Source organism: Streptomyces canus (genome assembly GCF_041435015.1).
GTDB lineage: Bacteria > Actinomycetota > Actinomycetes > Streptomycetales > Streptomycetaceae > Streptomyces > Streptomyces canus_G.
This window is the reverse complement of record NZ_CP107991.1, coordinates 38874-60531: the sequence shown is the minus strand read 5'-3', so window position 1 is coordinate 60531 and position 21658 is coordinate 38874. Positions and strand designations below refer to the sequence as shown.

At 68.7% G+C, this 21658-nt stretch carries 17 protein-coding genes and 2 pseudogenes; 5 read left to right on the top strand and 14 right to left on the bottom strand.

Going from position 1 to position 21658, the window contains the following annotated elements; genetic code table 11:
- Positions 1-165 precede the first annotated feature (165 nt).
- The 7 genes from OG841_RS48330 to OG841_RS48300 all read right to left on the bottom strand — a co-directional run bounded on the left by OG841_RS48330 (position 166) and on the right by OG841_RS48300 (position 8093).
- Positions 166-957 carry a thioesterase II family protein gene (locus tag OG841_RS48330; RefSeq protein ID WP_331723832.1) on the bottom strand — a complete coding sequence of 264 codons (792 nt, stop codon included), beginning with the start codon at positions 955-957 and terminating at the stop codon, positions 166-168.
- A 72-nt stretch (positions 958-1029) separates the two neighbouring features.
- Positions 1030-2238, bottom strand: a complete 1209-nt coding sequence (gene metK / locus OG841_RS48325) for a methionine adenosyltransferase (RefSeq protein WP_328643835.1) — start codon at positions 2236-2238, stop codon at positions 1030-1032.
- On the bottom strand, positions 2205-3104 hold the full coding sequence (locus OG841_RS48320) for a 4'-phosphopantetheinyl transferase family protein (protein ID WP_328643834.1): 900 nt from the start codon (positions 3102-3104) through the stop codon (positions 2205-2207). Before OG841_RS48320 ends, metK begins: the two co-directional genes overlap by 34 nt.
- Positions 3105-3211: 107 nt before the next feature.
- Entirely contained in the window at positions 3212-4951 is a 1740-nt protein-coding gene (locus OG841_RS48315) for an acyl-CoA dehydrogenase family protein (RefSeq protein WP_365122706.1), read from the bottom strand.
- A 125-nt stretch (positions 4952-5076) separates the two neighbouring features.
- Positions 5077-5835, bottom strand: a complete 759-nt coding sequence (locus tag OG841_RS48310; RefSeq protein ID WP_328643832.1) for a thioesterase II family protein — start codon at positions 5833-5835, stop codon at positions 5077-5079.
- A 230-nt stretch (positions 5836-6065) separates the two neighbouring features.
- Positions 6066-7301 carry a cytochrome P450 family protein gene (locus OG841_RS48305; protein ID WP_328643831.1) on the bottom strand — a complete coding sequence of 412 codons (1236 nt, stop codon included), beginning with the start codon at positions 7299-7301 and terminating at the stop codon, positions 6066-6068.
- Positions 7302-7409: 108 nt separating this feature from the next.
- On the bottom strand, positions 7410-8093 hold the full coding sequence (locus OG841_RS48300) for a ScbR family autoregulator-binding transcription factor (protein ID WP_328643887.1): 684 nt from the start codon (positions 8091-8093) through the stop codon (positions 7410-7412).
- 271 nt (positions 8094-8364) lie between these two features.
- On the opposite strand from OG841_RS48300, the gene OG841_RS48295 reads away from it, so the two are divergent.
- Positions 8365-10296 (top strand): acyl-CoA dehydrogenase family protein, encoded by a 1932-nt coding sequence (locus OG841_RS48295; RefSeq protein ID WP_331723830.1) that lies wholly within the window; start codon positions 8365-8367, stop codon positions 10294-10296.
- Positions 10297-10566: 270 nt separating this feature from the next.
- Complete coding sequence (locus OG841_RS48290; RefSeq protein WP_328643829.1) at positions 10567-10794, top strand: hypothetical protein; 228 nt, start codon at positions 10567-10569, stop codon at positions 10792-10794.
- A 199-nt stretch (positions 10795-10993) separates the two neighbouring features.
- Here OG841_RS48290 and OG841_RS48285 read toward each other — a convergent pair whose 3' ends face one another.
- The 5 genes from OG841_RS48285 to OG841_RS48265 all read right to left on the bottom strand — a co-directional run bounded on the left by OG841_RS48285 (position 10994) and on the right by OG841_RS48265 (position 16261).
- Positions 10994-11581, bottom strand: a complete 588-nt coding sequence (locus OG841_RS48285; protein ID WP_331723156.1) for a dihydrofolate reductase family protein — start codon at positions 11579-11581, stop codon at positions 10994-10996.
- A gap of 482 nt (positions 11582-12063) precedes the next feature.
- The gene (locus OG841_RS48280) at positions 12064-12711 is read right to left on the bottom strand and encodes a ScbR family autoregulator-binding transcription factor (protein WP_328643827.1); all 648 of its coding nucleotides are present in this window, start codon (positions 12709-12711) and stop codon (positions 12064-12066) included.
- Positions 12712-13287: 576 nt separating this feature from the next.
- The gene (locus OG841_RS48275; protein ID WP_328643826.1) at positions 13288-13689 is read right to left on the bottom strand and encodes a DUF6009 family protein; all 402 of its coding nucleotides are present in this window, start codon (positions 13687-13689) and stop codon (positions 13288-13290) included.
- Complete coding sequence (locus OG841_RS48270) at positions 13686-15203, bottom strand: DNA primase family protein (RefSeq protein WP_328643825.1); 1518 nt, start codon at positions 15201-15203, stop codon at positions 13686-13688. Before OG841_RS48270 ends, OG841_RS48275 begins: the two co-directional genes overlap by 4 nt.
- The gene (locus OG841_RS48265; protein ID WP_371571411.1) at positions 15200-16261 is read right to left on the bottom strand and encodes a bifunctional DNA primase/polymerase; all 1062 of its coding nucleotides are present in this window, start codon (positions 16259-16261) and stop codon (positions 15200-15202) included. The genes OG841_RS48270 and OG841_RS48265 overlap by 4 nt, the downstream gene beginning before the upstream one ends.
- Before the next feature lie 989 nt (positions 16262-17250).
- Between OG841_RS48265 and OG841_RS48260 the strand changes: the two are divergent.
- From OG841_RS48260 to OG841_RS48250, 3 genes and pseudogenes are all read left to right on the top strand, one after another.
- Positions 17251-17343: pseudogene (locus OG841_RS48260) on the top strand (toxic cation resistance protein); the annotation flags it as partial.
- 193 nt (positions 17344-17536) lie between these two features.
- The gene (locus OG841_RS48255) at positions 17537-18271 is read left to right on the top strand and encodes an HAD family hydrolase (RefSeq protein ID WP_328643824.1); all 735 of its coding nucleotides are present in this window, start codon (positions 17537-17539) and stop codon (positions 18269-18271) included.
- 1035 nt (positions 18272-19306) lie between these two features.
- A complete protein-coding gene (locus OG841_RS48250) occupies positions 19307-20245 on the top strand; it encodes a winged helix-turn-helix domain-containing protein (protein ID WP_328643823.1) in 939 nt (312 codons plus the stop codon).
- A 131-nt stretch (positions 20246-20376) separates the two neighbouring features.
- Here OG841_RS48250 and OG841_RS48245 read toward each other — a convergent pair.
- Both OG841_RS48245 and OG841_RS48240 read right to left on the bottom strand, forming a co-directional pair.
- Positions 20377-20529, bottom strand: a pseudogene (locus OG841_RS48245) (IS701 family transposase); the annotation flags it as partial.
- A 165-nt stretch (positions 20530-20694) separates the two neighbouring features.
- Positions 20695-21396 (bottom strand): SMI1/KNR4 family protein, encoded by a 702-nt coding sequence (locus tag OG841_RS48240; protein WP_328643822.1) that lies wholly within the window; start codon positions 21394-21396, stop codon positions 20695-20697.
- Positions 21397-21658 lie beyond the last annotated feature (262 nt).

The following is a 21658-nucleotide window of genomic DNA, read 5'->3' as shown; positions in this document are numbered from 1 at the left end:
GCGTCAGGTGCCACGAGGCCCGCGCGGGCGGCGCATCCGTCGCGTCGCGCGTCTCATCGGCTGTGATCGTGTACGGGCTCATGCCTCTCCCTGGAGATGTCGGCCGGCCGGACGGGTGCGAGCGCCCAATGCAGCCCCGTTCCCCTCCGAGGATGTCCGTGGTGCCTAGACCTTGTCGGTGGCGGCTAGAGCCGGAACGGAGCAGCAGTGGGGTGTGCCCTCGCGGGCGGCGGCGTGCCCGACGGCACGGCAGGCGTCGGCGAGCAGCCGGGGCAGCTCCTGGCGCCCCGCGAAGTAGTGGTCGCCGGGCAGGGTGCGCCGCGTCACCGGCCCCGCGGTCCACCGGTCCCAGCCGGCTGCCGCGTCCGGCCCGACCATGGGGTCGTCCTCGCCGGTCACCACGAGCAGGGGTACAGGCAGTGGTCCTGGCGCGAGCGGTCGCCGGGCGGCGGCGCGCAGCGAGTCGGCGAGGGCGAGGTCGTCGCGGAGCACCGGGAGCGCGGTCCGGTACCAGAAGCCGCCCGGCCGGGCGCCCTCCGGGACGGCGCCCATGACGCCGAGGAGCCGGACCAGTTCGGCGTCCGTGGCGTGGTGGGCGCCGGAGAGCGGGGTCCTGGTGGCGGGCGGCGGGCAGGCCCCGACGGCCAGCAGCGAGGGCCCGGGCAGTCCCGCCTCGTGCAGTGCGCAGGTCACCGTGTGGGCGATCATCGCGCCGAGGCTGTGCCCGTACAGCGCGAAGGGCCCCGGAGGAGCGTCGGTGAACCGCTTGCTGAGATCGGCGAGCAGTGCCTCGCGGTCCGTGATCCGCGGTTCGCCCCTCCTCTCGCCCCGGCCGGGCAGGGCGAGGGGGACGACCTCGACGTCCGGTCCGAGGATGCCGTCCCAGCCGTGGAACGAGGAGGTCCCCGCTCCCGCGTGCGCGAAACAGTAGAGCCTCATCCGCCGGTGGTGGGCCATGTGCGGGTCCTCCTCATGAGGGGGCAGCCGTGCCACCCGGGCGCGGGGGCCCGGGTGGCACGGCGCGGTCGGTCAACGGCCCGTCGCGGCCTTCAGCTGCCCCACGCGGTCGGTGCGCTCCCAGGTGAAGTCGGGGAGCTCGCGGCCGAAGTGGCCGTACGCCGCGGTCTGGGCGTAGATCGGCCGCTTGAGGTCCAGGTCGCGGATGATCGCGGCTGGGCGCAGGTCGAAGACTTCGGTGACGGCTTCCTGGATCCGCTCGTCGGGCAGGATGCCCGTGCCGAAGGTCTCGACGAAGAGTCCGACGGGCTCGGCCTTGCCGATCGCGTAGGCGACCTGGACCTCGCAGCGGCGGGCGAGACCGGCGGCGACGACGTTCTTCGCGACCCAGCGCATGGCGTAGGCGGCCGACCGGTCGACCTTGGACGGGTCCTTGCCGGAGAAGGCGCCGCCGCCGTGGCGGGCCATGCCGCCGTACGTGTCAATGATGATCTTGCGGCCGGTGAGTCCGGCGTCGCCCATCGGACCGCCGATCTCGAAGCGCCCGGTGGGGTTGACCAGGAGGCGGTGGCCGTCGGTCTCCAGGCTCGCGCCCTGCTCGGCGAGTTCCTTGAGGACGTACTCGACGACGTGCTCGCGGATGTCGGGGGCGAGCAGGCCCTCCAGGGAAATGTCGGCGGCGTGCTGCGAGGAGACGACGACGGTGTCGAGACGAACCGGGCGGTCCCCGGCGTATTCGATGGTGACCTGGGTCTTTCCGTCGGGGCGCAGGTAGGGCACGGTGCCGTTCTTGCGGACCTCGGTCAGGCGGTGCGAGAGGCGGTGCGCCAGCGCGATCGGCAGGGGCATCAGCTCGGCCGTGTCGTCGCACGCGTAGCCGAACATCAGGCCCTGGTCACCGGCACCCTGCGTGTCCAGCTCGTCGCCCGCGCCCTCGACGCGGGACTCGTAGGCGGCCGCGACGCCCTGCGCGATGTCCGGCGACTGCGCGCCGATGGACACCGACACTCCGCAGGAGGCACCGTCGAAGCCCTTCACGGAGGAGTCGTAGCCGATGTCGAGGATGGCGCCGCGCACCAGCTCGGCTATCGGCGCGTACGCCGTGGTGGTGACCTCGCCGGCGACATGGACCTGACCGGTGGTGATCAGGGTCTCGATGGCGACGCGGGACGTGGGGTCCTGGTCGAGGAGGGCGTCGAGGATCGTGTCGCTGATCCGGTCGGCGATCTTGTCGGGATGCCCCTCGGTCACGGACTCCGAGGTGAACAGACGTCGGGACATGACACTCCAAGGTTTCGGGTTCGGTGAGAGCGTGGTCCGTCGGATACGGCCACGCGGGCGCGGTCCGCCGAGCGGCGTTCCACGAGGTCTTCGCCGCCTCTGGGTGACCGGTCACGGGCCAGCTCCTCGGTGAGGGCGCCGACGACGGACGGGGCGAGCAGGGAGGCGGCTGCGAGGTCGGCAGGGACGGCGGGCGTGAGGTTCTGGCAGGCCACGCTGACCAGGTAGCGTCCCCCGAGCTCCGGCCAGGTGGCGAACGTCCACTCGGGACTGTCCACCGGTGTGCCGTCGGGGGTGCGAAGCAGGCCGCCCGCGCTCGCCGCGTGCGGTGCGAAGCCGAACTCGGTGAACCCGAACCTGAGCCCCTGTCCGAGGGCCTTGGTGTAGGCCTCCTTCAGCGTCCACAGCCGTAACAGCTCGGCGTCCCGTTCCCCCTCGGGAAGCCGGTCGAGCAGCTCGCGCTCGGGCGCCGTGCAGGCGTGACCGCGCAGCGCCTCCGCGTCGACGCCCGCTGTCGTGGACTCGGTGTCGACCCCGATCCTGCCGCTGCGGCACAGGCTCACCGCGATCAGGTCCTCCGCGTGGGAGAGGCTGACCTCCAGCGTGCCGAGTCCCCGCAGGTACGGACGGCCGTCGAGCGCGTAGGACAGGTCGAGCTCGGCGGGCCCGGTGCCCAGGACTGCTGCCGCGGTGTACTTGAGGGCGAGCCGGGAAGCGGCGAACCGGTAGCGGACGACCGGCGTCGCCGTCTGCTGGAAACGCTGCCAGTCCCGGCCGAGCAGCGGCTTCAGCGAGGGTTGGGTGAGCGCGGTGCTCAGCCACTCCCTCCAGGTCGTCAGCACGGTGACGTTGCCCGAGCGCTCCATCGCGTCTCGGACGTCGTGCCAGGGGCCACGTGGTCCCCGGAGCCGTATCGGAGGAGTGAGGGGCGCGGCGCCGACGGCTGGCTCTGCGCCCCGCTCCGGCTGCCGGATCACCATGTCGCCACCGCGGCGTGGAGGTCGAAACTGATGTGTCCGCGCTGGCGGCGGACCAGTTCGTTCCGCACCGTCTCCAGCACGTCGGCCGGTGGCTCGGGCGCCCGCAGACCCAACCGTCCGACGATGCGGATCAGCGCGAGCACGGCCCAGGCGGGCGCGGCGAGGAACGGGTCGCTGCCGTCCTGGCTCTCCCAGACGCCGAGCACAGCCGCGGCGGCGGCCACCAGGGCGTACCGGTCGGTCAGGGCGCACCACGCGGCGACGGGGTACTCCCCCGCACCGGGCGCGGGCATCTCCAGGAGCCGCTCGCGCAGTTCGCGCAGCTCACCGACGCACAGACCGGCCAGATCGGAGAGGACGCCGATCTGACCGCCGATGCCCCGGACGGAGGCGACCCGGGCGGCGGAGGCGAGAAGCGTGGACGCCAGGAAGTCCCCCCTGTTCACGGCGGTGAGCAACCGGTGGTCGAAGGCGGGTAGTTCGGCGCACAGCCGGAACAGGCCAGGCGGCGGCATGTCCTCGGCGAACCAGGATCGCTCCGCGAGCTCCCGCAGCTGGGGTGCGATGACGGACTGGCAGTCGGCGGCACTCGTTGCGGGCGCGACGGCCGGAAGGTCGCGCATCAGCCTGCCGAGCATCCCGTACCGCGCGCTGTCGCGCTCATGGCCGCGCGCACCGAGCACGGAGGTGAGCTGTTCCAGGTTTTCACGCAGCACACCCGGCACGAGGTAGCGTGCCGCGGCGGCCGGCACCTGGGCGCGGTCGGGCAGCAGGCTCAGCGCGCGCATCGCCACCGTCGCCAGGCTGTCGCAGGCGAGGAGGTCGGCGAAGACACCGGCGAGAGGGCCCTGCCAGCGGTGGGCGATCCCGTCGGACCGTCCCTCGCAGGACGCCCGGACCGCGGAGTGCAGGGCGGTGCCCGAGGCCGTCACGAGCAGGCCGGGCACGAGGCAGTCACCCACCTGACGGCTCCGCAGCCCGAGCGCCACGCCCTCTCCCACCCCGCCGATCAGCGCCCGGTCCGGTGCCGCGCAGTCAGTCAGTTCGACTGCGCGGCAGGGGGCGCCGCGCAGGCCGGTGGCCAAAGGGCCGGGCAGGATCCGCAGCCCGGGGCGGCCGGCCCGGAGCAGCAGGACGGAGTCGCTGTGCGGGGTCCCGGCCGGGCCGGTGCGGGCGTGGACGACATAGGCATCGGCACGGTTCCCGTCGATGATCCCTTCCCCGCGGCCGTCGAGCCGGAAGCCCCCTGTGGTGGGGCGGGCCACGATCTCGCCGCGGGCGGGGCCGTTCTGGGGTGCGCCCGCGATGCGGCCCCCGCCGAGCAGCAGTGCGGCCGTGGAGGCGCGCTGCTGCTCGGTGCCGGAGGTCCAGACCGCGCAAGCGGCGAGCAGGGAGCCGAGGCCGGATCTGTAGCCGAGGGTGACGTCCCGGCGGGACACCGGGCGCAACACACGGTCCAGCAGATCCACGCGGGTCAGTCGGCCGCCGTGTGCGACGGGTACGAACTCGGCGCCGAGCCCGGCCCGCGCGAGGAGCCATTCGGTCTCCCCCGGCGGTCGGTGCCGGGCATCGGCGGCGAGCAGGTTCGTCAGGCCGTGCGGGTTCGCGGGGGCGTGGGGATCACCGAGCAGCGCGTCGAGCTGCGCCCCACGGCGCGTGGCCTCGGCGGTGTCGCCCGTGGCCGCGGGGCGGCGGGTGATGTGCTCCGCGAAGGTCTCCGCTCCAACGGTCATGGCGGTGTGGATCAGTCCCTTCGTCCGCCCGAGGTGGATCCCGGCGCGCATCGGCTCGGAACAGTGTGGGCGCGCCGGCTCGACGGCGGCTGGAACCACGGTGGGCCGGCGCTACAACTCGCAACTCAGCAGGGGGCGGGGATCTTGTTCAGGTGGTTGACGACCGTGCGCAGCACCGCGCTCTGGTTGTCGACGAGGAAGAAGTGGCCGCCGGGCAGGACCTCGAAGGTGAAGGCGCCGCCCGTGTGGCTGGCCCAGGCGCGTGCCTGCCCGAGGCTGACCCGTGGGTCGGCGTCCCCGGTGAACACGGTCACGGGGCAGGACAGGGCGGCCTGCGGCTGGTATTCGTAGGTCTCGATCGCCCGGTAGTCGTTGCGCAGGGCGGGCAGCAGCATGTCCCGCATGTCCGGGTCGTCGAGCAGCTCGGTACCGGCTCCGCCCATGGACTTGACCCGCCTGACGAACTCGTCGTCGGGCGTTCGGTGCCAGAGTTCTCCCCGGCGTTCGGCGCAGGGGGCGCGGCCACCGGAGGCGAAGAGCTCCGCAGGACCGTTGCCCATGGTTTCGAGACGGCGCGCCACCTCGAAACCAACGATGGAGCCCATGCTGTGCCCGAACAGCGCGTAGGGGCGATCGGTCAACGGCCGGAGGGCCTCGGCGATCTGGTCGGCAAGCGTGGCGACGTCCGGGACGAACGGTTCGCCGCGACGTTCCTGACGCCCGGGGTACTGCACGGCCATGACTTCCACGCCGGGAGCCAGGGCGCGGGCCATCGGAAAGTAGAAGCTGGCCGAACCGCCCGCGTGGGGCAGGCAGATGAGGCGGACGGGTGCGTCCGGAGCCGGGCGGAAAGTGCTGAAGTACGAGCTGTGCGTGTCGGGCATGGCCGGCATGATCGTCTCCCCGTTCTGTTGTCGGAACTCCTCCGTATCTCGGCAGGTGCGGCCGGAGTCGTGCTGGAGTCCTGGTGCAGTACGGATCGGCGGGCCGGGCGGGCGGAGCAAGCCGTCGTGCGGAGGCGGGACGATCGCGGCCGGGGCTTCACAGAGCGCGCCCGGCCCGTCCCGCCTCCGCGCTGCGGCGGGTCACCGCAGACGGATCACCGGGATCGCGGTCAGTCGGTCGCCGGTCTCAGGAACACGGGCAGCGAGCTGTACCCGTTGACGATGAAGGATCCCATCGGACCGAGCCCCTCCACGGGCAGCGCCATCGTCATCCGCGGGAAGCGCTCCAGGATCCGGGCCAGGGCGACGGACGCCTCCAGCCGGGCCAGCGGGGCCCCGGCACAGTGGTGGACACCGTGCCCGAAGCCGAGGCTTTCACGGCGTCCGGGACGCATCAGGTCGAAGTCGGCGGCGTCGGGGCCGTGTTGTTCCACATCGATCCCGGCGGCGGCGAAGGACACCAGGATGGGGTCGCCCTTCTTGATCGACACGCCGTCCAGGTCGATGTCCTCCACGGCGAACCGCATGGGCGAGAAGGCCGCCGGGTTACGGGTCCGCATGGTCTCGGCGATGACGTCGTTGAAGTCGGCCCGGCCCGCCCGGACGTGCTCCAGCTGGTCGGGGCGGGTCAGCAGAGCGGCGAGGGCGTTGACGATCAGCGTGCGGGTCGTCTCCTGGCCTGCCGCGATCATGAGGTACAGGGTCCCGAGCAGTTCCTGCTCCCGGAGTCCCTCGCCGTTGTCGCGGATCTCGATCAGGGCGGACGTCAGGTCGTTACCGGGCGCGGAGCGCTTCTCCTCGACGAGCGCGCCCAGCAACTCGAAGACCCGCAGCTGCGCCATGGCCATCTCCTCACCACTGACGGTGGTGTTGAAGACGGTGTCCAGGGCTGTGCACAGCGGGCTCGTGTCGGCCTCCGACACCCCGAACAGTTCGCATATCACCTTCATGGGCAGGATCTTGGCGAACACCGCCCGCAGATCGGTCGGCTCGTCGCCGGGCAGCAGCTCCAGGCCGTCGAGCAGTTCCGCGACGATCGCCTCGACCCGCGGCCGGAGCGCCTCCGTGCGGCGGACGGTGAACGCTCCCGAGAGCAGGCGGCGGAGACGGGAGTGGTCCTCGCCGTAGGCGAAGAGCATGTTCTCGTTCGCCACCCACGGGTAGAGCGGCCACTCGTCGGTTATGCGACCCTCGCGGAAGGCCGGCCAGTGCTTGCGGGCGTCCTTGGAGACCCGCGGGTCGGTGAGAAGCTGCTTGATGTACCGCTGCCGTGTGACAGCCCAGGCGAGGACCTTGCCGGGCAGTTCCACTTCCACCGCGGCCCCCTGTGCCTGCAACATGGCGGCCTCGCCCGCGAGGTCACGTCCCAGGACGTCGAGTGCGTATGGGCAGACAGGTGCTTCCATCGTGCCATCCCCGTTTGTGTTGGTGTGGTGTGTGCGCGATCCGGTCACACGGACGTCGTCTTGTCCTCGACGTCCGTGGTTCCCGTGACGCGGATCGCGCGGTCGAGCTCAGGGTGAGGCGAGCTCGGCGTTTTCTCGCAGTCGTACGCTTTCCTCGAACACCTCGGCGCCTCGTCCGACGTCGAACTGCAGGCGCGCGAGCACGGCGGGTGCCGCAATGGCCGCCATGAGGTTCCGGTAGAGGTCGATGACCCGCTCAGGCATGTCCGCGCGGTCCATCATGATGTTCGACAGCACCTGGATGCCGGTGAATGCACCCACGGCCAGCTTCGCGACGGCCTCCACGTCGATGTGCGGCAGGATCTCCCCAGCCTGCTTGGCCTCTTCGAAGAGGCCCTGGGTGTGCTCGATCCACCGTCGCATCGGCACGCGCCGGTCCAGCCCGTCCTTGCTCGACCCCTGCTCCACGGTCAGTCGCACGCTGCCCCGAACGATCGGGTCGCCCGTCTCTTTCCGGAGGAGGTGCGCCAGCAGCAGCGCCTCGTCCAGGGACTGTTGCAGCTTCAGTTCCTGGACGGGGACCGCCGGCAGAGCGTCGACCTGGGCGTCCAGGACTCCCTGTGCCAGGTCCTTCTTGGACGGGAAGTGAAAGTAGAGGGCCCCCTTGGTCACGCCGGACCGGGCGAGGATGTCGGAGATCGAGGCCGCGTCGTACCCGACCTGATCAAAGATCTCCGCTGCCGCGACCAGTACTGCCTGACGCGTCCGCACAGCCCGTTCTTGCCGAACCACAGTCAACCTCCCAAGAAAGAAACCATCCGGTTTTGATTTTACGCAGGGTACGCCGGTGGACTCCACGCCACCGAAGGACCGAATCCCTCGTCCCCAAAGCATCATTTCCGGACATTCCTCCGACACTGAGCGCTGCGGTGGCCATCAAGATAAAACCCGCCAGCCGGTTTTTCAAGGGATCCTCACATCTGTGTTCTGCTTGATTAAACCGTCTGGTACGTATTTTATGGTCCTCGTCAATCGCCGACGGCGCTCAGAGAGGTCCCTGACCATGGCCATGCTGACGTTCCATGACGAGAGTCCCGCCCAGGCGGCGGGGCCGGTGCACATACCCGAGCAGCGGCGCGGGGGACGCCGCACCAGCATCAGACCGGCAGAGGGCGACACATCCTCCCGCCGGGAACTGGCGCACCTGCTCTTCGACGAGGAGGACAAGGAGCGCGTCCACGGGACATGGCGGCACCTGCTCGCCGCGAAGGAGTTCCGTCACCGCCCCGACCTGTCCACCGGCGAGCGCACAGCCCTCTCCTACGAGCGCCTACGGCTGGTCAACTCCCTGGTCGGCTCCCCGCTGGCCCTGGCGGGGGACGCGCGGTCACTTGCCGCGCTGCACGAGTGGGTCGGCGTGGCGGACGGGGGCGTGTGCACCCTCGCCAGCATCCACTACAACCTGTTCCTGGGCAGTCTGCTCGACCACCAGAACGGCATTGACGGGCGGGACCTCTCCGAGTTCACCTCGATGCGGCAGGCAGGAACGTTTCTCTGTACGGAACTAGACCACGGCAACGACGCTCCGGCCCTGCAGACCACCGCCGTGCTCGACCCCGAGACCGGTGGCTTCATTCTGCACACGCCGACCCCCGGCGCCCAGAAGTTCATGCCGAACACCAGCCTGGCCGGCGGACCCAAGAGCGCCGTCGTCGCCGCCCGTCTCGTGATCGACGGCGAGGACCAGGGAGTCTTCCTTTTCCTTACTCAGCTGAGCGACCGGGACGGCCATCTCCCCGGGATTCACGTTCGCAGGCTCCCGGACCGTACCGGCACGCCCGTGGACCACTGTCTCACCGCCTTCGAGCACGTACGACTCCCCCGAGAGGCCCTACTGGAGTCAGCACACGGCCGCCTCGACGACGAAGGCCGCCTCGATAGTGAGGTCGGCAGCGCTCGCAAACGTTTCCTGCGCTCGATCGGTCGCGTCACCGCCGGGAAGCTCTGCATGAGTGCAGGAACACTCGGTATGTCCCGTGCGGCCCTGGCCATCGCCGTACGTCACGCCCACTCACGCTTCATCGCCGGCCCGAAGCTCGGTGAGCGGGTGCCACTGGCAGCGCACCGCAGCCACCACGGCCGCCTGCTCCACGGCCTCGCCACGGCGTACGCGATGACCTTCCTCCACCGCACGACGGTGTCCCGCTGGATGCACCACGCCCCGCAGGACCGGGCGGACGTCGAGCGGCTCGTTGCCATCGTGAAGGGATGGATCACCTGGCAGGCCCGGGCCGTGACGACCGAGGCCCGCGAACGCTGCGGGGCCCAGGGCCTCTTCCCCGTGAACGGCATCTCCGAGCTGGCCCAGAACATCGAAGGCGGGATCACCGCGGAGGGGGACAACCTCGTCATCTGGGTGAAGGCCGGGTCCGAGATGCTCTTCGGGCAGGGAGTGGAGCACCGTCCTCATCCCCCCGTCCCGCCCGTCGGCAGGTCGCTGACCAGTCTTCCCTTCCTGCGCGACCTCCTCGCCGAGCTCGTGGTGCTCTGGCAGTCCCGTGCCCGTACGGCGCTGCGCCAGGGCCCGAAGGGCGATCCGCTCGGCCGGTGGAACGAGGCCTCCGGTCCCGCCCTGGAGATGGTCTCGGTCTACGCCGCCCTACAGGCCGCGGACGCCTTCATTGAGGCGGCGGCCCGGGCGGAGAGCGACGCGACGCGCACGGTCCTGGAGAACCTCTGTCGGCTGTTCCTGCTCCGTCAGATCGAGGGCCGCACGGGCGATCTGCTCGCGGAGGGCCATCTGGCCGCCGACCACGTCCGTACGTTCCCGTATCTTGTCAACGATGTCATCGCTGGCCTGGCACCGCACATGATGACCCTGGCAGACGCTTTCGACCTGCCCTCCGAGTTCCTGGACGCCGTCCCGATCGCCACCGGCAGGCGGCTCGGGGACAAGCCGGACGAGTGGGCTCGCCGCACCCACCTTTGGGAGTAACTGGTGCCGCATCAGGCGACGTTAGCCCTGTTGTGATGTGACGCGCCGCCCTGATGCTGTGGCGGGCGGCGCGTTTCCGCTGCCGGTGCCACGCCCGTTTGCGGCGATGGGGAGAGCAGTACCGTGCCGAGACAGGATGGTCCACTCCGACGGTCCAACTCGCGCCGCACTCCGGACAGTTCACCGTCCGGTCGGCCTGGACCGCCTCGGTGCTCGCCCTCGTGCGCCGCAGCCGGCGCCAGTGCCGCGAACGACAGCACCGTCGCCGGCGTGCCCGACACCGCAGCCGGCGTAACCCTGCCGTCCCGCATCGCCACGACCCACCCTCACATCACGAAGGCCTGGGTGGACGCGGGCTACCGCACCACCGCCATCGACCACGGGGCCCGCCTCGGCATCGACGTCCACCCGGTCCAACGCCCGTCCGGCGCCCGCGGGTTCACGATCATGGCCCGCAGACGCACCGGTGAAGCCACCCTGAACCGGCGCGGAACCTGACCCGGGACCAAACACGAATCACCGGACCAAACGCTCCGTCAGGGACCTCGATACGTGCCGGACTGTCACCCGTTCCGGCGCCATACGGCCGACCGTGCCGCAGCGGTGAGGCTTCCGCGTCACGACGAAACGGTGTCCCGCATACCGGCACCGGCACCCCAGTCTGGCCCCAACGAGGCAAACGTTGCCTGATGCGGCACTAACGGTCTGCCTTCAGCCAGGTGATCGTGACATCGTTGGCGAACGACTCCCTGGTGGTCACGGAGAACCGCGTGGGGTCGAAGGGCCCATCGAACATCGGAGTCCCTCCCCCGGCGACCACGGGGTAGCTCTTGACGATCAGCTCGTCGAGCTCGGTCAGCACGGAACCGGCCAGCCGGCCACCGCCGCACAGCCAGATGTCCTTCCCCTTCTCCTTCTTGAGGGAGCGCACGAGGCCGAGTGGATCGCCGATGACGGTGACGGCGGGATCGGGGGCGTGACCGAGCGAGCTGGACACGACGTACTGACGCATGTGCTTGTACGGGCTCGGAATCCCCTGGTTCAGAGCCGGTTGATAGGAACCCAGGCCCATCACGACGGTGTCGAAGCGTTGGTTGGGGGCACCCACCAGACCGGCCTGCGGTCGCATGATCGTGGGCACGGTCTCGGGGTACCGCGCATTGACCCATTCCGAGTACTCCGCGTCCTGCTTCTCCCCGCCGAAAGGGAAGAAGTCGGACTGCCCGTCGGGGCCTGCGATGTAGCCGTCGATGCTGGCCCCGACGTAGTACACGAGCTTGCGCAATTCTAACAACTCCCAGCGAAGTACTTCAATTGAAGTTATTTCAAGCTACGAGAGGCCCCGGAGTCTGTCAACCGGGCTGCTAACGACTCATCCCGGCGGGCGTCACGGCCGCGGTGGTACGGGCGGCGGGCACCGAGCACGGTGAGCTGTCCCGCCCAGGTCGGCGCCGACGTTCACGCAGCCGTCACGCGGAGCCTCTCGCACCCGACGGGAAGGGAGATCGGCAAGGTGCCGCCATAGCATCCCGCACAGCCACGGCCGCGATCTCCGACTGAGCCGATGCGGATGGATGAGCGCGATCGTCGGATCACCGCCGATCGACGCCGCGGTACGCACGGCCCTCTGCAGCCCGGCCCCGCCGACGGTCTTCTGCGCTTTGCGATCACACGCACGCCCGTCGGCTCGTGCGGCTGCGCCAGAGCCGGGAGACCCCTGAAGAAGCGTGCTGCGGACGGGGCTCGACACGGGCTCCGTCGTGCACCTCAGGCCACTCTCATCTCCCGCTCCAGGCGCGCGGCGAGGTTCAGATAGCGGGCGCGGCGGGTCACCGGGACCAGGCCGCGGATCGTGAGGTGCCACATCTCGGCCAGTCTGCGGGGCTGGTGGGCGACGGGTTCGAGGGAGCGGCCCACCACGCGGGTACCGACGAAGAAGCTGACGAGGGATTTGGCGACGGCCTCGACGTCTATGTCTGGGCGAACGTCGGCCTCCTTCACCGCACCGGTCAGTTTGCGGGTGGCGATGTCCTGCCATTCCATGAAGGGGTGCTTCAGCGGCGGCCGGACGGCGGCTCCCTCGGTGGCGAGGCGGAGCCCGGCCCGCGGGATCGGGCCCTCGACGGACAGCCGGGCGATGCCGAAGGTGATGCGCATCAGGGTCTCGAGCGAGGAGTAGTCCCGCCCGTCCAGATCGTTCGTCACCTCGTGCGAGGCCTTGGACTGCAGCTCCATGATGGCGTGGGCGAGGTCCTCCTTGGCCGCGAAGTGGAAGTAGAGGGCGCCCTTGGTGACTTGGGCATGTTCGACGATGTCGCTCAGGCTGGTCGACTCGTAGCCATGGCGGTCGAACAGCTCTGCTGCGGCCGTGATGATCGTCGCGCGGGTCTGCTCGGCGCGTAACTGCCTCGCCATCGACTGAACACTCCTGGGACTGGAACGACCTGTTCGCTCTTTGACGAACGGGTCATGCTGTTTGTTTGTTACCCCTCGTGAACCATATCTCACGGCGCGGCGGCACCGACGGGTGCACTCGAGATCGTCGGCTCACCCCGGTAATCCTCGGACTTCTAGCCCCGCACCCTCCCCGTCGACCACCTCGGCCCAGGTGGGTCCGTCCACCACATGATCGAGCGAGTGATCCATAAAAACGGCATGGGCGGTATCTACTTGGGGGCAGTTCCTGCAAGACAAAGGCAGTGGTCGAGGAGGGCGTCGTACGCGGCGTGGGCGAGGAGTGCGCCGCACTGGCGGACGCTTTCCGCGCCGAGCAGGCGGCTCAGTGGACAAGCTGACGGGGGCGGTATCCGTCAAGGCCGGATCGCACACTGCTCGCGGCCGCCGGGCGCGGGATCGGCGAGTGGACGCCGATTCTGACGGTGCCCGACCTGCCTCGACTCCCCTGCTGAACCACGCCAAAGAGCCACCGCGCAGGTTGCCGGCGACCGCCGTGAGCTGGGCACGACTGAGGCACCGCAGTCGGAGCGGCGCCTACAGCGGGAGTTGTATGCCGAGTTCCTGCATGGCGACGGAGGGTGGGCCGCCTTCGGAGCGTTCGGTCTTGTAGCCCTTGACCCGGGGTTGGAGGGTGCGGGGGTCAACTGCTTCGGCGGGCGCGCTTTTGGCGTACAGGCCTTCGGGTTCGGTGTCGCGGTCGTGGGGCAGGAGCCAGAAGACGCGGCGACGGAAGGTGCCGGAGGCGCGGGAGGCTTTGGCGTCGGGGCCCAGGATGGCGTAGCCGACCATGCGGCCGTCGCGGTGGTAGGCGGGGCGGCCTTTACGGGTGGGCAGGCGGTCCAGGCTCTGGCGGACGTACTCGAGGGTGTCGATGTCTTCCAGCCAGACGAGTTCGCTCTCGTGGCTGATCTCGTCCGCGTCGATCAGGGAACTCATAGGCCTGCTTCCCTCTCCTCGTCGGTGAGCAGTCCGATGCCCGGGTAGTACTTGCGCTGGTTGGACACCTTCATCTCCTTCGGTGAGGCCAGTCCGACCAGTTCGCGGGTGCGGGCGGCGAAGGCTCGTGAGGAGATGACTTGCGTTCCTTCATTGTGGCACCAGGTCTTGTAGGCGCTGTAGAGCGTGGTCTGCTCGGCTCTGAGGTCGGGGCCCTGGCGGCAGCATTCCTCGTAGAAGCGGCCGGTGTGGTCTTCGGTGACGGCGTAGGCGGTGGTGGCGATGCGGACGCGTTCGGGTCCGGTGAGGTCGCGGTCGCCGGCGAGGTAACGGCGGGCGCCGTCGATGAGCCAGGCGAGGATGCCGGGGCCTTCCTCCATGACGAGGAGGTCGGCCAGGTTGTCGATCTTGCGGTCGTCGGAGACGACGCGTTCGAAGGGGATCAGGCGCATGCGACGCCAGAACGCGAAGCCTCCGGTGCCGACTTCGGGTTTGTGGTTGCCCAGGAGCCAGAGTTTGTGGGTGGGGTCGAAGCTGAAGGGGTCCTGACGCATGCGGCGGGCTTTGATGCGGTCGCCGCCGGTGAGGTGTTTGACGCGGGCTTCGTCGAACTTGTCGCCGGGCTTGATCTCCGAGCAGACGTACACGCGCCTGCCGTGGAGCTCGGCGAGGTCGGTGGGGTGGCCTTCGAAGGGCTTGGCCATCAGGAAGCCGGGCGGGGCGGCGTCGGCGTAGTCGCCGAGCAGTTTCATGAAAGCGTCCAGCAAGACGGACTTGCCGTTCTTGCCTGCTCCCCACAGGAAGGGCAGGACCTGGGCTCCGACGTCGCCGGTGATCGAGTACCCGAGCAACAGGTGCAGGTAGTCGATCATTTCGAGGCCTTCGGTGTCGTCGCCGAAGGTGTCGGTCAAAAAGCGCATCCAGCGGGGGGTGGGCATCTGCTGGGGGGCGACGGTGGTGGAGCGGGAGTGGAAGTCCTTGTTCGGGTCAGGGGGCGTCATCAGGCCGGTGCGCAGGTCGACGACGCCCTGCGGGGTGCACAGCGCGTAGGGGTCGGCGTCCAGGCGGTCGGGTTTGAGGACCATGCCGGGTGCCGACTTGGCCTGGGAGAGCATGGCGTTCATGCCGGTGGTGGACAGGGCGCGGGTGCGGTGTTTGTGCAGGGCGGTGGTGGTGAACAGGCCGCGGGGGTCGTGGGTGGCGATGTTCTCGGCGAGGTCACCGGCGGCCCACAGGATGGAGTCGTCTTCGTCGATCTGCCAGCGGGTGGTGTCCCACCGGTACCAGCCGATCTTGGGGACGTGGCGGTAGTCGTTGGCGTAGAGCTTGACGAAGAGCTTGGCGTTGCCGCGGTCGGTCAGGGTGTCGGGTACCAGGCCGGCCGGGGTTGCCTCGGCGGCGGGCCGGTCGGTCGCCGTCTGCGCGGGCACGGGGAGAGGGCCCTGGGCGAGGATCTGGGCGGCGACGGCATCGGGGTTGAAGTCGAAGAGTGTGTCGCGGTTGGGCGAGGTCACTGGCGCCTCCCTGACGTGGCGTGCAGGGGGCGCTTGAGGCCTTCGGTCATGCCGCTGCGGATGATCTGCTCGGCGCGGCGTTCCTGGCCGGGACGCACCGCGGTCGCGGTCTCGCGCAGGGCCTGCTCGGCTTCGTCCTGGAGGAGGCGGCCGGCGGCCACGAGGCCACCGAGGGTGTAGGCGGCCCGGTTGAGGGCGTCGGAGAAACCGGTGCCCTCCGAGGCACGCCCGCACTCCTGGACCGGGGCCAGGATCGCGGCCAGGACGTGGGAGAGGCGGGCGCGACCGCCGCCCGCGGCAAGGACGGCCTGCTGCGCGCGGGGCGGGACCGGGCGGGGGGCGGGGACGGTGGGGGCGGGCAGGTGACCGGTGCGTTCGAGTTCCTGCGCGAGCCAGGCCGGTAGCGGGGTGGGTTCCCGGGCATCGCCAAGGGGGGTGTAGGTGCCGTGGCGGGTGGTGGTGCCGGGGGCGATGATGTATCCGCCGTGTGCGCGGACGTCGACCTGCCAGGCCAGGGCTCGGCCCTGGCTGGAGCCTGAAGAGCACTGCCAGCGGCGGTTGTCGGTGCTCCGGTACCACACGTGCAGCCCGCCGGAAGGGGTACGCACGCGCAGGGTCGCGGTGTCGTCGGCGGGGTTCGGCCGGCCGCGCAGAGCAGCCAGGACGGCGAGGGTGTGGAAGCCGTTGGCCAGACCGGCCAGGTCGATGTGGTCGCCGATCGTGATGCCCGGCAGGATCCGGTGCCGGCTGGGAGGCGCGGCGGAGTGGGCGTCGATGTCGATGACCACCAGGCCCGCCGGGCCGCAGGCCACACCGACACCGAGGTCGGGGTCGGCACCCCACCACCGGGTGATCCGCTGCTGGTCGAGGGTCGCAGCGTGAAAGCCGTGGCACCACCGCCCCGCGGGCAGACAGGGGCACTGTGCCGGAGAGTGCGTGTGCTCACGGCACTCGCCGCAGTTCGCGGCCGGTGTCTTACGGCCCGCAGCGAGGGGGTGGACTGGCCAGCCACGGCGTGCGCACCATCCCGCAATGGCCAGCGACCGGGCGGCTACCAAGGCATCGGGGGCGGCTGTTCGTGAGTCGCCGTGAGGAAACCGCAGCTCAGCAGGCACATGCACCCCCTACTAGCGACCGAAGCGACTCAACGACGGACACAGACTAGCGAACCAGACCTGTGAGGTTGTGGAGCACATGCGAAACAACGAGGGCCTCCCCTGTCGGCAACACCCGCCGCAGAACGAGGCCAGCGACCGGGCCTGCCGCAGAGCGACCGAACACCTTTCAGTCGCTGCGCTTCCAGCGTGTCAAAAGCCGCAGGTCACAGGCCCTTCAAGCCAGAATTAGCGACTGAAGCGACTGAAGCTTGCTGTCTATGACGCACACGAGAACACTTAGATGACCTCATATATAGGCAACTCAAGTCGCTTCAGTCGCTCAAAATGCCCCGTCACCTTCTCTGACCTGGGGTTTTTCTCGTCTACCAGCCAGCGACCGAGCTGTTCCCCGGTCGCTGGCTCTTCAGTCGCTGCCCCACGCACAGGCCAGCGGGCCGAGCGACTGAAGCGACCGAACACCCGACACGCCCCCAGCAGTGCTGCAGTACCAACTGGCTTCGAGCAGCGGGTGAGTCGCTCCGGCTGCTGGCCAGTTCTTGGACCACGATTCGCGAAGAGCTCTGCCCTCCCGCCGTGCGGCCTGGCGGCTGCACGGGCGTTGCTACCGGCGTCTGCGTATCGCGGCGCTGTTCTCTGCGGCAGCGCCGCGATACATGTGCTGCGTACGCACCATGATGTGAGGTCGATGGGGTCGGGTCAGAGGAAGGGCTGGGCGTGCGACCGGGTGGGTACTGGCGATGTGCTGGAAGGCTGCTGTCACGCGCGCGAGGACCTTGTACCCGGTCTCGGACTAGGGAGGGCATACCTTCCTCACGGCGGCCCCGGCCACCGAACAGAGGATGAGATTGCCACGCTGGAGGAGTCCATCGGTGTGCGGGCCCCCGTGGAGCTGCGGGTGCCGGAACGGCGAGAATGCTGTCGCAGCGCGGACCATGCAGCACCTGGCTGAGCAGGTTCTGTCGTTGTCGGCTCACCTCGATGACGACGGCACCGTTCCGGTGGTGTTCTTCTCTACCGACGTCGGCCGGCGTAGTCCCGCCAACGGCGACAACGGGTCGATGCGTGGGCGTTCGTGGAAGTCGGCCGGTGACAGACGTGACAACCCCGGTGACGCAGTCAGCCTGCACACCATGAGACCGCCGTGGCATCCAACCAAGTCGGCAGTACGGTCGACGCGCTCTGGGAAACCTTCGCCGCGGACCTGACACTCTCCTAGTGACCCCTGATACGACCTGGATTGAACCGGAGATAGCCTCGGCTGAGGATCTCCGCAAATTGATCGCACCGGTCCGTTACGTCTTATGGGATCTCGACGGTCCGATGTGCCGGTTGTTCGCAGGGCATCCCGCCCCCAGAGTGGCTCACGGACTGGTCACCACAGTCGAGCGAGCCGGCCAGCCTGAACTGTTGACTATGAAGGAACGTTTGCTTAAAGACCCGCATGCCATGCTGACGGGCATCAGCCGACGTCATCCGAACAGCGACCTGCTCACGGAGTTGGAGGAGTGGCTCACCCGGCAGGAACTCGTGGCTGTCCCCGGCGCCTTCCCGACCCCCCACGCAGACCCCCTCATTCGGAAGTGGTCAGCTCTGGGTGTCCAGTTCGCCGTGACGACGAACAACTCCGCCCGGGCAGCTGCCGCCTACGTTGACACCCGCCGCCTTGCCGACTGCTTTCCGTACATCATCGGGCGAACGCGTGACCTCCACTTGATGAAGCCGCACCCCCACTCCTTGCTGCAGGCGCTCGACGTGATGGATGCGAACCCGTCGGAGGCGCTGATGGTCGGTGACGCGCCGACAGACTATGCAGCGGCACGGGCGGCCGACGTTCGCTTCCTGGGGTACGCGGGCAACCGGCCAAAGGTTGTCGCACTTCGAAAGGCAGGGGCGGAGCCTTCGTGCATCGTGCGCTCTTTGAAAGACGTTTGGGACGCGCTCACGTCTTAGACGTCATCCCCTTTCCGAGCGTGATGGTTTGGCTCGGGGTGGGTCGGCATGAACTCCGGTTCGTGGCAGGCGAGATGGGTGTGGCTCGTCGGTTCGTCTGGCTCGTGGAGGTCGCCGGTGCCGTCGGTGCTCGGTCTGCTGCAGGCCCGGGAGAAAAGGTCCGGGAAGAGATGGCGCCCGCCCTGGAGCACTTCCTCGGCAGCTCGGAGGGCCTCTCACCGGCGACGGTCACCCGTCTCACCCAGCAGTGCCTGGGTTTGTACGTGGGAGCCTGGGGGTGCTCTGCGGGATGAGGGTGCGATGGCGCCACCGAAGTCCAAGGTCGATCTGTACGCGGCGATCCGCCGTGATGCCCGGGCGGGGATGTCTTGACGATAGCTCGCAACGGCTGACGACCCGCCACTCCGCCTCCGTCATGTCGGAGACAGAGCTCGAAGTGCGCTCCGGCCGTCCGCCGCGTTGCCGAACCGCGCGCGAGGCAGTTACACGACGGTGGCAGCGAGTTGGACTCCCCGCACGCGGATGCGGAAGTCTGCAGCAACAGGGCCTCTTGGTGCTCGGTTGGGATAGCACCCCCGAACTGCCAAAAGGCCCTGCTTCCATGCGTCAGTCCGCACGCGATCACCCGATCAGGAGCCCAGTTCGACCAGACCATCTACGTGATCGATAAGCGGATGGCGTCTTAAGCCTGAACCGACAGCAGGAGAAGGAAGAAGACCGCCCACCAGTAGAGCGGCACTTCCCTCACATGCACCCGCAACACGACCAGGGCGGAGCCCACACCCAGGAGTGCCAAGCCCACAACTCCGAATTGAGATGCGACCTGCCGCGCGGCGGCGTAGTGGACCACGATCCACGCAAGTTGCCAGAGAATCATGCACAACCCCCATCCACTCTAGTGCACTTACCGACCAACCTGCCAATTGGGCTAGTTGGCTCACGATTGGTATCCCCGGGTGGGTTGATCCAGTAACTTGGGCCAGAGGCCTGGCTGAAATTGGTTTCCTCGCTGCCTCCGTGAGGTACGGTCGGCATGTGAGCGAGGCCCGAAGCAGCGACGCCGGCGGGGCGGTCCAGCGTGTCCTGACTGAACTGCGTGGCCGCATAGTTGCTCAGAAGTACCCGGTGGGTGGCTTTCTGCCGCCTCAGCGCTCGCTCGCCGAGGAGTTCAAAGTCTCCCGGGACACGGTGCAACGTGCTCTGCAGGAACTCAAAGCGGAAGGCTGGATCGAGTCACGCCAGGGCAGCGGCTCGCGCGTGATCTCAGGTGCCCACAACACTTCCGCCGCTGACAGTGCCTCCCGAATGCGGACCACTGGTCTGGGATGGTTCGTTGAGCGGGCCTTTGAGCAGTCAGTTGTGAAGCTCGACGTGTACAGCCTCACGTCCGAATCGCTCGACACTCATCTTCGCATCCAGGCGGAACGTATCCTGACTGGCGGAGCCCCTGGCCTGGAGCGGATCGAGCTGCGCATGCTGCTTCCGACCAAGGATATGCCGCTCCCCTTCCCCCGCAGCCTGGATGACCCGGATGACATGCGCGTCGTGGCCCGCCTGCGGTCGATTTCCGACCGGTGTCTGTTGTCCTTGACGGACACACTCCACAATCTGCGCGCGAATGGCCGAGTCGAACACGCTGCCGTCCAGGTCCGGCGCGTTCCAGTGGCACCGATGTTCAAGTTGTACCTGCTTAACGGGAAGGAGGCCTTCCACAGCGCGTACGAACTGCAGCGTCGGCGTATCCCGGTGGGCGATGCTGAGAACGTCGAGGCCCTCGACGTTCTCAGCGTAGGCGCCAGAGGTACATACTTCGTCAAAGACGACACAGCGGACGTCGAGGACAACACGGCGAAGGTCAAAGACGGCTCAGCTGACGTGCAGGAATCATTGGGCGACGCACAGTCCGCCTGGGTGGACAAGCAGCAGCGCTGGTTCAACTCCCTTTGGACCAATCTCGCCGCTAGCGACAGCTAGTACTCCAGCTGTAGATCGTGATCTTCACGGCCGGGATGCGGCTTGTCGGCGGTAATGACGGGCACGTGATCGCGCCTGGTGGCGGCGTCGCCAGGCGGACCAGCTGAGCCGGTGGGCCGGGCCGTGCTCGGGCCGTGCGGGGTGGCTTCCCCCGCCCACTCGGCGATCGTCCAGCGTTCTTGCGCGGCAGGTCAGCCAGCAGGCCCAGTACCAATCTCCCTGTCCGGCGCCGGGGTTCGACCCGGGGGTTCCACCCGGGCGAAGCGGCCTGCGATCCGGCTCATCAGGGCCTCGAACGCACCCCGCCGACGGGCGGGATCTGTGCTGTGACCCGCGGCCACCGTCTCTTCGTCGGTCCACTCAACTCACGATGATCAACGGTGGCCGCACCCATGCCCGCACCGGCCCCCTACCAGAACGAACCGACTCGCGGCCAGAGCACTGACGGCTCACGAGTCGAACCAGCGCAGCCAGATGGGCACGTCCGTCCCGGCGTGCCGGCGGTCGTTTGCCGCACGACGCAGTTCCGGGGTTGTCAGCGGTTCCTCATGGGTGAGCCAGTCCAGGTACCACTCGGCGAAGGTGGCGGGCTGTCCGTCGTCGTTCAAGAGCGGGTTGAGGCGATCGCAGGTCGCGCGTCCGTCGAACCACATGGCGCCCCGCATGGGTCCGCTGACCACGAGGAGGGTGTAGAAGCCGCAGCCGTCATCGCAGAGGGGGACGGCCCCGGAAGTCCGCGCGTCCTCGGCGGCATCGGCCCTCTCCCGCCACGTGTCGTGATCGGCTTGGTAGGCCCTAGCAGAGGCGTAGTCCCCCTCCTGGGGTTCGGTCAGCCAGAGATCTTCGCTCGCTGCGAGAGCGGTGTCGTGGTCCGGGAAAGGAACATGCAGGTTCGCACGGTCTGAAGGCTGGTCGCCGTCCCAGCGCCAGCCACTCTGATCGACCCGGAGCGTGCGCACCCGCCCGCCGGCACTGACGCACAGCAGGTACTGGCGATAGTCGTCGGGGAACACCACACCGAACTGTTCCTCGGCCTGACGCACCTGAGCTTCGCTTAGGACCGGCGGGAGAACGGCACCGGCCCTCGATCCCCGCCGTGCATAGAGAGCGACGGTCCGCTCCCGGACATCGCTCCAGTTCACCGTCTGCATGCCCGGCAAGATAGCCCGTCGGCCAAGGACAACTCAGGTAACCCTTGGCAGATGCGCCGAGAAGGTCAAAATTGCGATCTACAGCTGGAGTACTAGAAGGGTTACGGAGGTCCACTTTGTGCTACGCGTGCACCCCATTGGAACCAAGGATCCCCGCAGTACCGCACGCACGGCCTCTCGTGGGCACTAAGGTGTGCCCACATCCCTTGCCAGGAGCGCCCCGCGAAGCACCTCCGGCTCTGAAGTTGTGCCTCCCGGGAGT